The organism is Janthinobacterium sp. TB1-E2 (assembly GCF_036885605.1).
Taxonomy (GTDB): Bacteria; Pseudomonadota; Gammaproteobacteria; order Burkholderiales; family Burkholderiaceae_D; genus Janthinobacterium; species Janthinobacterium aestuarii.
Genome location: NZ_CP142523.1, coordinates 4,313,898 through 4,328,526, shown reverse-complemented (window position 1 = coordinate 4,328,526; position 14,629 = coordinate 4,313,898). Strand labels below are relative to the sequence as shown.

The following is a 14,629-nucleotide window of genomic DNA, read 5'->3' as shown; positions in this document are numbered from 1 at the left end:
CGGTCGCTGAGCAGTCAGCGCAATGGTGAAACATGGTGACAGCGAGAGTGAGCATGGGCATGGCGAATGATGCGTGATGTGCCTGGCGGCGGGATGGGCAGGGCAGCGGTGCGCCGCTGCGGCCGCGCATTGCTGCTGGCGTTGTGTGTCGCCGCGGCCCCTGCGGCCATGCCGGCTGCACCACCGCATCAGGGGCAGCGCGTGCTGGTTCTCAACGCCTATGATTACGGCCGCGCCGGCGTGGAATCGTACACGCGCACCTATGTGGCCGCCATGGCCGCAGCGGGCCTGGCCAGCGAAGACATCATGGTCGAGCACCTGAACCTCAATACCCAGGGCGACCCGGCGCTGCGCAACGAGATGCGTGATTTGTTGCTTTTAAGATACACCCAGATGATGGGGCGCAAGGCTGACCTGATCGTTGCCATGCAGCAGCCGGCGCTCGATTTTTTGCTGTCGGACCTGGCGCCGCTGGCGCGCGGCGTGCCCGTGCTGGCGATTAACACCTCGGGCAAGGCCTTGCCGGTAGGCAGCCCGCTGGCCATCTGGCAGCAAAAGGCGAACGTCGATTTTCCCGGCACCCTGGCGCAAGCGATGGCGCTGTTCCCGGAGACCAAAACCATCGTCATGGCCGTCGGCGCCAGCGAAGCCGACCAGGCCTTGAAGCGCAGCATGCAGCAGGCGGCGCAGGCGTGGCAGGGTATCGTTTTCATGGAGTATCTCGACGGCCTGACCCTGGCGCAGATGCGCGCGAAGGTGGCGCGCCTGCCCGCAGATACGCTGCTGGTGACGGGCAATGTCAACCGCGACGTGGACGGCGCCATCGCCACCCCCGTGCAGTTTGCCGGGGAACTGGCGCGGCTGGCGAACGTGCCCGCCTTCGGCATGTACAACACAAACGTGGGCAAGGGCATCCTCGGCGGCTCCATCCTGCACATCGAAGGGGCCGCGCAGCAGGTGGCGCAGATGTCGCTGGCCGTGTTGGCCGGCAAGGCGCCAGCCGCACCGGGCGCCTTGCTGCCGCCGGTCCGTCCCGTGCCCATGTATGACTGGGAGCAGCTGCAGCGCTGGGATGCCGACATCAGCCGGCTGCCGCCGAACACCCTGTTCTTCAACCGTCCGCCGCAGCTGTGGCACGAGCACCGCGCGGCCGTGCTGTCGGCTGGTGCCGTGTTTCTCGCCATGGCGTGCATGCTGAGCGCCTTGCTGCTGCAGCGCCGTCGCTTGCGCCGCGCCGAGGGCGATGCGCGCGAAAGCGAGCAGCGTTTCCGCATCCTCGTCGAGCATGCGCCCGAAGCCATCGTCGTGTATGACCTGGACCTGGACCGTTTTATCGACGCCAACAGCAGTGCGCAGCGCATGCTGGGCATGTCGCGCGAAGCGCTGCTGGCGCGCGGACCGTTCGACCTGTACACGGGCGAGCAGCCCGATGGTCTGCCGCTGGGACTGATGATGGAAGAGCATCTGCGCCGCGCCATGCTCGGTGAACCCATCCTGGTCGAGCGCAATGTGCGGCGCGCCGACGGCAGCATCTTCCCTTGCGAAGTGCGGCTGGTGCGCTTGCCGATGGAAGGGCGGCGCCTGGTGCGCAGCGGTATCGTCGACATTTCCGAGCGCAAGCAAAGCGAGCAGGAACTGCTCGGCTACCGCGACCACCTGGAGGAACTGGTGCAGCAGCGTACGGCCGCCCTGTCGGTGGCCGTCACCGAGGCTGAATCGGCGAACCGCGCGAAAAGCGTCTTCCTCGCCAACATGAGCCATGAGTTGCGCACGCCCTTGAATTCCGTGATCGGCTTTTCGCAGATGATGGCCGATTCGAGCAGCATGTTCGAGGAAGAAAAGCATAACCTGGCCATCATCAACCGCGCCGGCCACCATTTGCTCACCTTGATCAACGACATCCTGGAATTGTCGAAAATCGAGGCGGGCCGCATGCAGCTGCAAGCGGGGCCCGTGGATTTGAACGGTTTGCTCGACGAAGTGCTCGAGATGGTGCGCATGCGGTCGAGCGACCAGGGCATCGCGTTGCGGCTCGAACGTGCTGGCGTGCCGCCGCTGGTGCGCCTCGATGGCGCCAAGCTGCGCCAGGTGCTGCTCAATTTGCTGTCGAACGCCCTCAAGTTCATCAAGCAGGGCAGCGTGACCCTGTCGCTGGCCTGCCAGGCGGAGGACGATGGGCAAGTGGCGCTGGCCTTTGCCGTGCGCGATACGGGCAGCGGCATCGCGGAAGAGGACCTGGAGCGCATCTTTGAACCGTTCGTGCAGGCCGACAGCGCCGTGGCGCAGGCCGGCACGGGACTGGGCCTGACCATTTCGCGCGAATTCGTGCGCTTGATGGGCGGCGAGCTGCGCGTCGAATCGACCCTGGGGGCTGGCTCCATGTTCCATTTCGACTTGCGCGCGCCCTGCGTACAGTGCCCGGCCGTCGCGCCGCTGGCGCCGGGCCGCGTGGCGCGCCTGCCGGCGGCCCAGCGCGGGCGCACGGTGCTGCTGGTCGACGATGATGACAACTGCCGCAAGCTGCTGACCGGCTTGCTGGAGCCGCTGGGCTTCCAGCTGCAGGAGGCGGCGGGCGGCGTGCAGGCGCAAGCCATGCTGGCGGCGCAGCGCTACGACATCGTGCTCAGCGACTGGCGCATGCCGGACATGGACGGCCTGGCGCTGACGCGCTGGCTGCGCGCGCAGCCGGCGCTAGTGCAGCCGCGCCTGGTGATCATGACCGCTTCCGCCTTCGAGGAAGAAAAGCAGGAGGCGCTGGCGGCCGGCGCCGATGGCTTCCTGCGCAAGCCGATCGAGCAGGAACACCTGTTCGCCATGCTGGAGCAGCAGCTGGGCGTGCGCTTCCAGCGCACCGGCGCCGTGCCGCCGCGCGTGCCGGTCGCGCCATTTGACCTGCAGCAGTCGCTGGGCCAGTTGGGCGCGGACGAGCGCCAGGCGCTGCTCGCATCCGTGCAAGCCCTCGATTTGCGGCGCAGCGCCATCGTGCTGGCCGGCGTGGCGACCAGCCTGCCGCAGTTGGCCGCGCACATCGCCGCCATGCTGGAACAGCATCAATACCAGCCGCTGTGCGCCTTGCTGGCGCAGCTGGCCAGCGAGCCGCAGGGCGAAGACGCATGACGCTTCACCCATCCAAGGGCGCGCGCCTGGGCGGCGTGTCCATCGTGCTGGCCGTCAGCGTGGCGCTGACCTTTGTCGTCACCGCGCTGCTGCTGGTGTTTGCCGTGCTGTTTTACCAGTCCGAACGCGAGCAGCGCTGGCAGCAACTGCAGCGCAGCCTGTCCGTCAGCGCGGACCAGCTGGCCGTGGCCATCGAACTGCCCTTGTGGAATCTCGATGAAAAGCAGATGCAGGCCATCATGCGCAGCATGCTGGGCAAGCGCGACCTGGTGGCCAGCTCGCTGACGCCGGGCATCGGCAAGGAAGCGCTGGTCCTGCGCCGCACCGCGGACGGCGCCATCGGCAGCTTTTCCTCGCTGTCCGCGGAGCCGGACTGGCTGGTGCAGCGGCGCCCCGTGACGATGGGCGGACAAGTCATCGGCAGCGTTGCCGTGTATGCGACGCCTGCTTTGCTGCACGCGCAGCTGCGGCAACGCGCGCTGGGCATCGGCGCCATGATCGTGGCGCTCGACGTGATCCTCGTGGCCAGCATCTGGCTGCTCATGTGGTGCCTGATGCTCAAACCCCTGAAGGCGATCGGCCAGTATGCGGCCGGCATCCAGGCAGGGCAGGGCGAAGCGTTCGGCACGCCGCCGAAAGCGTGGTTCCTGGGCGAGCTGCGTACGCTGTACCGTTCCATCCGCGACATGGTGGCGCTGCTCGACAGCCGCTACCGCGCCTTGCAGCGCAGCGAGGAGCGCGTGCAGATGGCCACGGGCGCGGCCAGCATCGGCATCTGGGACTGGAACGTGATCAACGGCGCCTTGCAGTGGGACGAGCAGATGTACGCGCAGTTCAGGGCCGATGCGGACAGCGGCACGGCGCCGGCGGCGATCTGGCGCGCGGCGTTGATGCCCGACGACGTGCCGGCCGCCAAGGAGGCCCTGCGCGCCGCGCTGGGCGCCGGCCAGGCGTTCACGCACGAATACCGCATCCTGTGGCCCGATGGCGCCATCCGCTACATCAAGGTCGACGCCGTGATCTTCCGTGACGGGCAGGGCCAGCCCATGCGCCTGGTGGGGTCGAACTACGACATCACGGCGCACCGCGAGGCCGAACTCGAACTGCTGCGCCACCGCCATCACCTGGAAGAACTGGTGGCCGAGCGCACGAGCGCCCTGTCGGTGGCCGTCAGCCAGGCGCAGGCGGCGAACCGCGCCAAGAGCACCTTCCTGGCGAACATGAGCCATGAACTGCGCACGCCCTTGAATTCCGTGATCGGCTTTTCGCGCCTGATGGCCGCCTCGCCCAATATGCACGACGATGAAAAGCGCAACCTGGCCATCATCCACCGCTCCGGCAATCATTTGCTTACCCTGATCAATGAAATCCTCGAACTGTCGAAGGGCGAGGCGGGGCGCCTGCAGGCGCAGACGGCCGTGGTGGCGCTGGCGCCCCTGTTGCAGGAAGTGATGGACATGCTGGGCATGCGCGCCGAGCAGCAGGGGCTGGCCCTGCGCCTCGATTGCGCGGGCCTGCCGGAGGCCGTGCTGCTCGACGCGACGCGCTTGCGCCAGGTGCTGCTGAACCTGATGTCGAACGCCGTCAAGTTTGCCGGCGGCGGCGAAGTCACCCTGCGCGTGCGCGGCGAGCGGCGCGATGGCGATCAATGGATGCTGTCGTTCGCCGTCAGCGACACGGGTATCGGCATCGCCCCGGAAGACCAGCAGCGCATTTTCGAGCCCTTCGTGCAGGCCGACAGCGCGGGACCGAAAGATGGCACGGGCCTGGGCCTGGCCATCTCGCGCGAATTCGTGCAGCTGATGGAAGGCGAACTGACGGTGGAATCGACGCCGGGGCAGGGCGCCGTCTTCAGCTTCAGCATTCCCGCGCAGGCGGCCGAGGCGCCGCTGCAGGTGCCCGTGCCGCAGCCCGTGTCGCCGGCGCCCGAGGCGCGGCCGGCACTGCGGGCGCAAGATTTGCTGCTGTTGACCGGGGAAGAGCGCGCCGCCTTGCTGGTGGCGCTGCGCGAATTGAACCTGGCCAGGGTGGCGCAGCTGCTGGCGGCCCTGCCCGCAGTGGCGGCGCCGTTACTGGCGCCGCTGCAAGCCATGCTCGACCAGCATCAGTACCGCCAGCTGTGCGACTTGCTGGAGAATGAAGGCGTGCTGGCGCACGCTTGAAAGTGTGGGCTGACAACATCGGATTCGCTGAAAAGAACGACTAAGTAGCGCCGATGGATGGTGCTAAATTGCAATAAAGATTATGATGATAGTACGTAGTTCATCGCAAAGAAATGTCTTGTCCAGCGTGGCAACCGACCGCCGCGCCTCATCCAAAGCTGAGAGAACTGCTACATGCACCGCGATTTTTCGGAAGTGAACTCGAAGGGCGAAGTACTGATCGTTGAAGATACGCCGGCTTCGCTGAAGCTGTTGAGCGATTTGCTGGGCGGCGCCGGCTATGCCGTGCGCCAGGCGCCGAACGGTGAGCTGGCCTTGTGGACGGCCCAGGCGCGCCCGCCCGAGCTGATCCTGCTCGACGTGCGCATGCCCGGCCTCGACGGCTTTGAAGTGTGCCGCCGCCTGAAGGAAATACCGTCCCTGCGCCAGGTGCCGGTGATCTTCCTGTCGGCCCAGTACGATACGGACGACAAGGTGCGCGGCTTTGCGCTGGGCGCCGTCGATTTCATCGCCAAACCTTTTCAGGCCGAGGAAATTCTGGCCCGTACGGACGCCCACGTGCGCCTGGCGCGGGCGCAGCTGCAGCTGGCGCAGGAGCGCGCCAACCTGGAGCGGAGGGTGGCCGAACGCACGGCCGAACTGGAGCAGGTGGCCAGCACACTGGCGCGCGAAGTGCAGATCCGCCGCGCGAATGAAGAATTGCTGCGCCTGTCGGGCCAGGTCTTCGAAGCGACCCAGGACGCCATCCTGATTACCGATGCGGCCGGCGTCATCGTCACGGCCAATCCCGCCTTTACGCGCATCACCGGCTACGCGGCGCAGGAAGTGGTGGGTACGGACATCATGCGCCTGCACGCCGAATACACGGGCGAAGCGGTGCTGCTGGCCCTGCGCCAGGGCTTGCGCAGCAGCGGCTGCTGGTCGGGCGAGGTGCAAACGCGGCGCAAGAGCGGCGACACCTATCCCTGCCTGCTCAGCGTCTCCACCGTGCACGGGCCCGATGGTGCCGTCGTCAACTATATCGGCGTCTTCCTCGACATCAGCGAACGCAAGGCCGAGCAGCATCTGATCGATTTCCTTTCCTACCACGATGCGCTGACCGGTTTGCCGAACCGCGTGCTGCTGCGCGAGCGCTTCGAGCAGGCGCGCGCGAACGCCGTGCGCGACAGCCAGCAGGTGGTGCTGATGTGCCTCGACCTGGACCGTTTCAAGAATATCAACGATTCGCACGGCCAGGCCGTCGGCGACAAGGCGCTGCAAGTGGTGGCGCGTTTCCTGTCCGGCTGCGTGCGCGAAGGCGACACGGTGGTGCGCCAGGGCGGCGACGAATTCCAGATACTGCTGCAGGACGATGCCCTGCTGGGGCGTACCCTGGGGCTGGTGCAAACCATCCTGGCCGGCCTGCGCGAGGAACTCAGCGTCGATGGTGAACGCCTGGCGCTGACGACCAGCATCGGCATCGCCATGTGCCCGGCCGACGGCGACAGCCTCGATGACGTGCTGCGCCACGCCGACACGGCCCTCGTGCGCGCCAAGGAAATGGGGCGCGACCATTACGCCTTCTTCACGGAGCGCATGGGCAGCGATATCCGCGCCCGCCTGGCGATGCAGCAGCAGCTGCGCGGCGCCATCTGCCGCGATGAATTCGAAGTGCACTACCAGCCGCAGATGTGCTTGCGCACGGGCGCCTTGCTGGGCGCGGAAGCCCTGCTGCGCTGGGATAACCCGGTGCTGGGCAAGGTGCCGCCCGGCCTGTTCATCGCGCTGGCAGAGGAATACGGCTCGATCACGGCCATCGGCGAATGGGTGCTCGAAAGCGTGTGTGCGCAAATCCGCGCCTGGCACGACGCGGGCCTGGGCAGCATCAAGGTGGCCGTCAACCTGTCCGGCAAACAGTTCGCACAGGACCGCACGGTGCCGTTCGTCGAGGCGGCCTTGCGCAAATACGGCATCGCGCCCGCCTGCCTCGGCATCGAGATCACGGAAAGCACGGTGATGGGCGACCCTGACAAGGCCGTGGCGGCCCTCACGCGCCTGAAGGATATCGGCGTGGGCATTTCGCTCGACGATTTCGGCACCGGCTATTCCAGCCTCGGCTACCTGAAACGCTTCCCCATCGACGTGCTGAAGATCGACAAATCCTTCGTCGACGACGTCACCACCAGCAGCAGCGACGCGGCCATCGCCCGCTCCGTCATCTCGCTGGCGCACAACCTCGACATGCGCGTCATCGCCGAAGGCGTGGAAACGCGCGAACAGGTCGACTTCCTGACGGAACACGGCTGCGATGAAATGCAGGGCTATTTTTTCAGCCGCCCCTTGGCCGCGGAAGCCTTCACGGCCTTGCTGCGCGAACGGCGCACCCTGGCCGTGACAGTGACAGTGGCCTGAGCGCCGCGGTGCGGCAGATGCACCATGCCGGTGCGCCCGCCGCAGCGCGGTGCACGATTCTCACTTTTCCTTCCCCTGACGCTGGCACATATCCTGCTTAGGTAATCGCTTATTTACGCGATTGCCCCGCATGCCAGACAGCACCCGACCAGTCACGCCTTTACCAGCCAGCGCGCACAGCGCCTGGCAGGCGCAGCTGCGCCTGGGCTTTGCCTTGCACGATGGCGTCAGCCGCCTCGTCGAGCGCACGCATAGCGGCCCCCTGCGCGTGCAAAAGCCCCTGTACCCGGAAGGCGGCGCCGTCTGCCACGCCATCATCATCCATCCGCCCGGTGGCGTCGTGGGCGGCGACCAGCTGGCAGTCGACGCCACGGTGGGCGAGGGCGCGCACGCCTTGCTCACGTCGCCGGGCGCGGCCAAATGGTACCGCGCCAATGGCCATATCTCGCGCCAGCACATCGTGCTGCGCGCCGGTAGCGGCGCGGCCATCGAGTGGCTGCCACAGGAAAGCATTTTCTTCGACCAGGCCTGCGTGCGCCTGCGCCACGAAGTGGAACTGGCGCCGGACGCCCGCTATATCGGCTGCGACATCGTCTGCCTGGGCCGCAGCGCCTCGGGCGAAGTTTTCAATACGGGCAGCATCAGCCAGCAGGTGCAGATCCGCCGTGGCGGCAAGCTGCTGTGGTGGGAACAGGGCGTGCTGGCCGCCGGCGGCGCGCTGATGGCCAGCCCACTGGGATTGGCGGGGCACACCGTGTGCGCCACCCTGATCGCCGTCGGCGCCCCCGTTCCTGCCGCCGTGCTGGCGGCCGTGCGCGGGATCGCCGTGCCGGCCGGCGCCGCGTTTGGCGCCACGCACATGAAATCGCTGGTGGTGGTGCGCCTGTTGTGCGGCGACAGCGAGGCGGCGCGCCGCGTCATGCTGGCCGCCTGGCAGCTGCTGCGCCCCGCCATGCTGGGACGCGATGCCGTCGTGCCTCGCATCTGGAACACTTAATCAGGAAAGAACAAGGAAAAGCATGGACCTGACTCCCCGCGAAAAAGACAAGCTGCTCATTTTTACGGCCGCGCTGCTGGCTGAACGGCGCCTGGCGCGCGGCTTGAAATTGAATTATCCGGAAGCGGTGGCCCTGATCAGCGCCGCCATCATGGAAGGCGCGCGCGATGGCAAGTCGGTGGCGCAGCTGATGTCGGACGGTACCAAGATCCTCTCGCGCGCCGACGTCATGGACGGCATCGCCGAGATGATCCCCGACATCCAAGTGGAAGCGACCTTCCCCGATGGCAGCAAGCTGGTGACCGTGCACCACCCGATACCGTAGTTTTTTGAGAAGGAGCCCATCATGACCCCAGGCGAATACCAATTGGAAGAAGGCGAAATCAGCTTGAATGCCGGGCGCGCCACGGCCACCGTGGTGGTGGCCAACCGGGGCGACCGGCCGATACAGGTCGGCTCGCACTTCCATTTTTTTGAAGTCAATCCGGCGCTGGCTTTCGAGCGCTGGCGCGCCTACGGCATGCGCCTGAACATCACGGCCGGCACGGCCGTGCGCTTCGAGCCGGGCCAGCAGCGCACCGTGGAACTGGTGGCGCTGGCGGGCGAGCGCAAGGTCTACGGCTTCAATGGCGAAGTGATGGGCGAACTGCAAGACACACCACCGGGAAAGGATTGAGATGGCCAGCATTCCCCGTAGCGCGTATGCCGAAATGTTCGGCCCCACCAAGGGCGACCGTATCCGCCTGGCCGACACGGAACTGTTCATCGAGATCGAGCATGACTATGCGATCTACGGCGAAGAGGTGAAATTCGGCGGCGGCAAGGTGATCCGCGACGGCATGGGCCAGTCGCAGCGCTGCGCGGCCGAGGTGATGGATACCGTCATCACGAATGCCGTCATCCTCGACCACTGGGGCATCGTCAAAGCCGACATCGGCTTGAAAAACGGCCTGATTTTCGGCATCGGCAAGGCGGGCAACCCGGACATCCAGCCCGGCGTGACCTTGCCCATTGGCGGCGCCACGGAAATCATCGCCGGCGAAGGCATGATCGTCACGGCCGGCGGCGTCGACACGCATATCCATTTCATCTGCCCGCAGCAGATCGAGGAAGCGCTGATGAGCGGCGTGACCACCATGCTGGGCGGCGGCACGGGACCGGCCGTGGGCACGGCCGCCACCACCTGCACGCCAGGACCGTGGCATTTGCACGCGATGCTGGCGGCCGCCGACGCCTTCCCGATGAATTTGGGCTTCATGGGCAAAGGCAACGTCAGCTTGCCGCTGCCGCTGGAAGAACAGGTGCGCGCGGGCGCCATCGGCCTGAAACTGCACGAAGACTGGGGCAGCACGCCGGCCGCCATCGACAATTGCCTGTCCGTCGCGGATCGCATGGATATCCAGGTGGCGCTGCACAGCGATACCCTCAACGAGGGCGGTTTTCTCGAGCACACGCTGGCTGCCTTCAAGGACCGCACCATCCACACGTTTCACACGGAAGGGGCGGGCGGCGGCCATGCGCCCGACATCATCGCCGCTGTAGGGCAAGCCAACGTCCTGCCCTCGTCGACCAACCCGACGCGCCCATTCACCGTCAACACGCTCGACGAGCATCTGGACATGCTGATGGTGTGCCACCACCTGGATCCGGCCATTGCCGAAGACGTGGCCTTTGCCGAGTCGCGCATCCGCCGCGAAACCATCGCCGCGGAAGACATCCTGCACGACATCGGCGCCATCTCGATGATGTCGTCGGACTCGCAAGCGATGGGGAGAGTGGGCGAGGTGATCATGCGCACCTGGCAGACGGCGCACAAGATGAAGGTGCAGCGGGGCGCGCTGGCGCCCGATACGGCGCGCAGCGACAATTTCCGCGCCAAGCGCTACATCGCCAAGTACACGATCAATCCGGCCATCACGCACGGGATTGCGCATGTGGTGGGCTCGATCGAGGCGGGCAAGATCGCCGACATCGTGCTGTGGAAGCCGGCGTTTTTCGGCGTCAAGCCGTCGATGATACTGAAGGGCGGCATGATCGCGGCCGCGCAGATGGGCGACCCGAACGCGTCGATCCCCACGCCGCAGCCCGTGCACTACCGCATGATGTTCGGCGCCTTCGGCGGCGGCCTGAAAAAGTCGTTTACGTTTGTCTCGCAGGCGGCCTACGACCTCGATATCGGGCATCAGCTGAAACTGAACAAATCCGTCATCGCCGTGAAGAACATGCGCGGCTTGCGCAAGCACGACATGATCCACAACAGCGCCACGCCGCACATGGAAGTGGACCCGGAAACCTATGCCGTGCGCGCCGACGGCCAGCTGCTCGTGTGCGAAGCGGCTGCCGTGCTGCCGATGGCGCAGCGCTATTTTCTATTTTAAGCGGGAGACAAACATGCTGACTTTGCATACCAAGTTGGGACCAGAAGACCAGCGCGCACCGTTTGCGCAATTGGTTCTACCCTACGATCAGCGCGAAAAATGCCGGCTGCGCGCCGTGCTGTCGAATGGCGACGACGTGGCCGTGTTCACCGTGCGCGGCACGGTGCTGCGCGACGGCGAGCGCATGACGGGGCCGGAAGGGCAGGTGGTGCGGATCGTCGCCGCGCGCGAACCGACCTATCTGGTGCAGTGCGCCGATGCGCATACCCTGCTGCGCTGCGCTTTCCACCTGGGGAACCGCCACACGCAGGCGCAGGTGGGCGACGGCTTTTTGCGCATCCGCAAGGACGTCGTGCTGAAGGAAATGCTCGAAGGCTTGCAGGCGATGGTGACGGAAGAAAGCGCGCCGTTCGAGCCCGAGGCGGGTGCGTACGGCGGCGGCCATGGCCACCACGATGGCCACGGCCAGCACTTGCTGGCGCCCGTGCCGCTGCGGCAGAAAATCCACCGTCCCGGCGATGTGCCAGGCGCTGCATGATGATGGCGTCGGCCCTGCTGCACCTGCTGCAGTTCGCCAGCCCGGCCTTGCCGATCGGCGCCTACAGCTATTCGCAGGGACTGGAAGCGGCGCTGGAATCCGGCCTGGTGCACGATGCGGCCACGGCGCGCGCGTGGATCGCCGAGCATCTGGCGCAGGTGGTGGCGCGCTGGGAAGCGCCCCTGTGCTGGCGCTTGATGCAGGCGTTTGAAGCGCAGGATTTGCGCGCCGTGCAGCGCTGGAGCGAGCGTTTCATCGCGTCGCGCGACACGGCGGAATTTCGCGCCGAAACCATCCAGATGGGCTATTCCTTGACCAAGCTGCTGGCCGAACTGGGCGTGGCCGACGGCGTCCTGATCGACATGCTGCAGGGCCAGCCGGAAGTGGCCTTGCCTACCGCGTATGCCTGCGCCGTGGCGGCATTGGCGATTCCCCGCGAAGAGGCGCTGCTGGCCATGCTGTTCGCGTGGGCCGAAAACCAGGTGCTCGTCTGCGTGAAATCCGTGCCGCTGGGGCAGGTGGCCGGTCAGCGCCTGCTGCTGTCGCTGCGGCCGGACCTGGAAGCAGCGGCGCTGACGGCGCAAACCTTGCAAGACGACGAGATGGGTAACTGGGCGCCAGGGCTGTCGCTGCTGTCGATGCGCCACGAAGTGCAGTACAGCCGCCTGTACCGTTCCTGAACATGACAACGAGAGACCATACTATGACATCGATCACCTCCAATCCGCTGCGCGTGGGCATCGGCGGGCCCGTCGGCTCGGGCAAGACGGCCCTGTGCGAAATGCTGTGCAAGGGCATGCGCGAGCGCTACGACATGGCCGTCATCACGAACGACATCTACACCAAGGAAGACATGGAAATCCTGCTGCGCGCGGACGCCTTGCCGGCCGAGCGCCTGATGGGCGTGGAGACGGGCGGCTGCCCGCACACGGCCATCCGCGAAGACGCCTCGATCAACCTGGAAGCGATCGCGCGCATGCAGGCGGATTTTCCCAACCTCGATTTGATCCTCGTCGAATCGGGCGGAGACAATTTGGCCGCCACTTTCAGCCCGGAATTGTCGGACCTGACGATTTACGTGATCGACGTGGCGGGCGGTGAAAAAATTCCGCGCAAGGGCGGGCCCGGCATCACGCGTTCGGATTTGCTGATCATCAACAAGACGGACCTGGCGCCATACGTGGGCGCCAATCTCGACATCATGGCGCAGGACGCCCAGCGCATGCGCGGCGCGCGTCCCTTCGTATTTACCAACCTGCGCAGCGGCGACGGCGTACAGGTGGTCATCGATTTTATCCGCGAGCAAGGTTTGCTCGATCAACCAGGCAAGGAGCTGCAATGAGCGCAACACTGATGAAGAAAACGGCCGCCGTGGCTGCCCTGTGCCTGCTGGCCGTGCCCGCCATGGCGCATCCCGGCCATGGCGAGAGCGTGGGATTCCTGGCCGGGTTCGCCCATCCGTTCACGGGCATCGACCATTTGCTGGCCATGCTGGGCGTGGGCATCTGGGGCGGCCAGCAGCGCCGCGGCCTGGCGCAGCCCGCCACGTTCCTCGGCATGATGCTGCTTGGCGCGCTGGCCGGCATGGCGGGCTTGAGCATTCCCGGGCTGGAAACGGGCATCGCAGCCACGGTGGCGCTGGTAGGCCTGGCCATCGCGCTGGCGCTGGCCTTGCCGAACTGGCTGGGCATGGGACTGGTGGGCCTGTTTGCGCTGGCGCATGGCAATGCGCATGGACAGGAATTGCCGGCCGCCTCGGCCGCGTGCGGCTTCATGCTGGCCTCGGCCATTTTGCTTGGGGCGGGGCGTTTCACCGGCCAGGTGCTGGCCGAGCGCATGCTGCGGGTGGCCGGCGTGGCCTTGACGGCCGCCGGCGTGGTGCTGATGGGAGTTGCTTAGGCGCCGGGGCGGCGCTCCGACAGCACGATGGGCGCCGCCTTTTCAGGATGCAAGCCCTGGTGGCCCGCATACACGGCGGCAATGGCCGCCATGTCGGCATCCTTGTCGCCCGTCAGATATAAATGGTCGACGACGCCCAGCACCTTGTTCGGGTAGTCGATGTAGACCAGCAGCAAGGGCACCTTGGCTGCGACGGCCAGGTGATAAAAGCCGCTTTTCCAGTTCGGGCGGTAGCTGCGCGTCGCTTCCGGCGTGATGGCCAGCCAGTACCAGTCTGCCGCCAGCATGCGTTCGGCCTGGCGCTGTATCGTGCCGCTGGTGGTGCTGCGGTCGACGGGTTCGCCGCCCAGGTAGCGCAGCACCTTGCCCATGGGGCCGCGGAACAGCGAATCCTTGGCCAGCCAGCGGAACGGCAGCGACAGCGCCCATTTGCCGAACAGGCCGACGATGAAATCCCAGTTGGACGTGTGCGGGTAGACGACGGCGATGCCGCGCGGCCCCGGCAAGGGGCGAAAGCGCATGCGCCAGCCGAACAGGTGCAGCACGCGCAGCGCGCAGCGCTGGTGCCAGGTCGGCAAGTCGCCCGCTTGTACAAATAAATCGTCCATTGATACCCTTCAGTGACACTGTTCTTAATGGGATGGCGCTGGTGGCCATTTTCCTTGAAGCAAAAATTCTGCGCAGGCATTCTATACGGGGCTGGCGGTGGCGACAAGCAGCCGAGGCCGCTATTCATGCGGTGCCGCGGCTGTTACCGTTGCTATTTTAACGATGCTTTGCCACGGTGTCGGGCACTAAATGCGCACAATGTGGTCAAAACTTGATGCAAGGTTGATCCACCCGATAGGGAGCCATGGCATGAAAAACAATATCGATGATGGACATGGGCAGCAAGTCCGAACGGACAAAGTGATGGCCGAGCTCGTAGAGCGTGGCGTGGCGTTTCATCATGCGCTGGGGCGAACGGTGGCAACGGCCTACCTGCGCGAGCACGCGGTGCCGGCCGAGGTGATACGCCGTGTCTTCAGCAGCGTGCAGGCGCGCCGTCCGGCAAGGCCGGCCCGGCGCCGATGGCGCTGAAGGGCAGAAAAAACGGCGGGCGCCGCGATCGTCACGCAGTTAGTTGCGTTGGTATCGTTGCGCCCGC

Annotated in this window: 13 protein-coding genes; 12 read left to right on the top strand and 1 reads right to left on the bottom strand. The window is 66.0% G+C overall.

Translation table 11 applies throughout. The features are described 5' to 3' along the window. Nucleotides 1–201 precede the first annotated feature (201 nt). The 11 genes from OPV09_RS19395 to OPV09_RS19345 all read left to right on the top strand — a co-directional run bounded on the left by OPV09_RS19395 (nt 202) and on the right by OPV09_RS19345 (nt 13,482). Entirely contained in the window at nt 202–3,117 is a 2,916-nt protein-coding gene (locus tag OPV09_RS19395) for an ATP-binding protein (protein WP_338679144.1), read from the top strand. Beyond that, complete coding sequence (locus OPV09_RS19390; protein WP_338679143.1) at nt 3,114–5,279, top strand: sensor histidine kinase; 2,166 nt, start codon at nt 3,114–3,116, stop codon at nt 5,277–5,279. Before OPV09_RS19395 ends, OPV09_RS19390 begins: the two co-directional genes overlap by 4 nt. 174 nt (nt 5,280–5,453) lie before the next feature. After that, the gene (locus OPV09_RS19385) at nt 5,454–7,670 is read left to right on the top strand and encodes an EAL domain-containing response regulator (RefSeq protein WP_338679142.1); all 2,217 of its coding nucleotides are present in this window, start codon (nt 5,454–5,456) and stop codon (nt 7,668–7,670) included. 130 nt (nt 7,671–7,800) lie between these two features. Beyond that, complete coding sequence (locus OPV09_RS19380) at nt 7,801–8,667, top strand: urease accessory protein UreD (RefSeq protein ID WP_338679141.1); 867 nt, start codon at nt 7,801–7,803, stop codon at nt 8,665–8,667. Between the two features lie 22 nt (nt 8,668–8,689). Then, nucleotides 8,690–8,992, top strand: coding sequence for an urease subunit gamma (locus OPV09_RS19375; RefSeq protein WP_034751936.1), 303 nt, complete (start codon nt 8,690–8,692; stop codon nt 8,990–8,992). Between the two features lie 21 nt (nt 8,993–9,013). Next, nucleotides 9,014–9,343: an urease subunit beta gene (locus tag OPV09_RS19370; RefSeq protein WP_034751935.1), complete on the top strand. Its 330-nt coding sequence runs from the start codon at nt 9,014–9,016 to the stop codon at nt 9,341–9,343. 1 nt (nt 9,344) lies between these two features. Then, the gene (gene ureC, locus OPV09_RS19365; RefSeq protein ID WP_072453119.1) at nt 9,345–11,045 is read left to right on the top strand and encodes an urease subunit alpha; all 1,701 of its coding nucleotides are present in this window, start codon (nt 9,345–9,347) and stop codon (nt 11,043–11,045) included. 13 nt (nt 11,046–11,058) lie between these two features. Next, nucleotides 11,059–11,583 carry an urease accessory protein UreE gene (ureE, locus tag OPV09_RS19360; RefSeq protein ID WP_338679140.1) on the top strand — a complete coding sequence of 175 codons (525 nt, stop codon included), beginning with the start codon at nt 11,059–11,061 and terminating at the stop codon, nt 11,581–11,583. After that, complete coding sequence (locus tag OPV09_RS19355) at nt 11,583–12,263, top strand: urease accessory protein UreF (RefSeq protein ID WP_338682320.1); 681 nt, start codon at nt 11,583–11,585, stop codon at nt 12,261–12,263. The genes ureE and OPV09_RS19355 overlap by 1 nt, the downstream gene beginning before the upstream one ends. Nucleotides 12,264–12,286: 23 nt before the next feature. Next, entirely contained in the window at nt 12,287–12,925 is a 639-nt protein-coding gene (ureG, locus tag OPV09_RS19350) for an urease accessory protein UreG (RefSeq protein ID WP_219327223.1), read from the top strand. Then, on the top strand, nt 12,922–13,482 hold the full coding sequence (locus tag OPV09_RS19345) for a HupE/UreJ family protein (RefSeq protein ID WP_338679139.1): 561 nt from the start codon (nt 12,922–12,924) through the stop codon (nt 13,480–13,482). Before ureG ends, OPV09_RS19345 begins: the two co-directional genes overlap by 4 nt. Here the strand turns inward: OPV09_RS19345 and OPV09_RS19340 are convergent. Then, nucleotides 13,479–14,090 (bottom strand): 1-acyl-sn-glycerol-3-phosphate acyltransferase, encoded by a 612-nt coding sequence (locus OPV09_RS19340; protein ID WP_034751930.1) that lies wholly within the window; start codon nt 14,088–14,090, stop codon nt 13,479–13,481. The two genes, OPV09_RS19345 and OPV09_RS19340, sit on opposite strands and share 4 nt — an antisense overlap. Before the next feature lie 304 nt (nt 14,091–14,394). Between OPV09_RS19340 and OPV09_RS19335 the strand changes: the two genes are divergently transcribed. Beyond that, the gene (locus OPV09_RS19335) at nt 14,395–14,562 is read left to right on the top strand and encodes a hypothetical protein (protein ID WP_166446719.1); all 168 of its coding nucleotides are present in this window, start codon (nt 14,395–14,397) and stop codon (nt 14,560–14,562) included. The last annotated feature ends 67 nt before the right edge of the window (nt 14,563–14,629 follow it).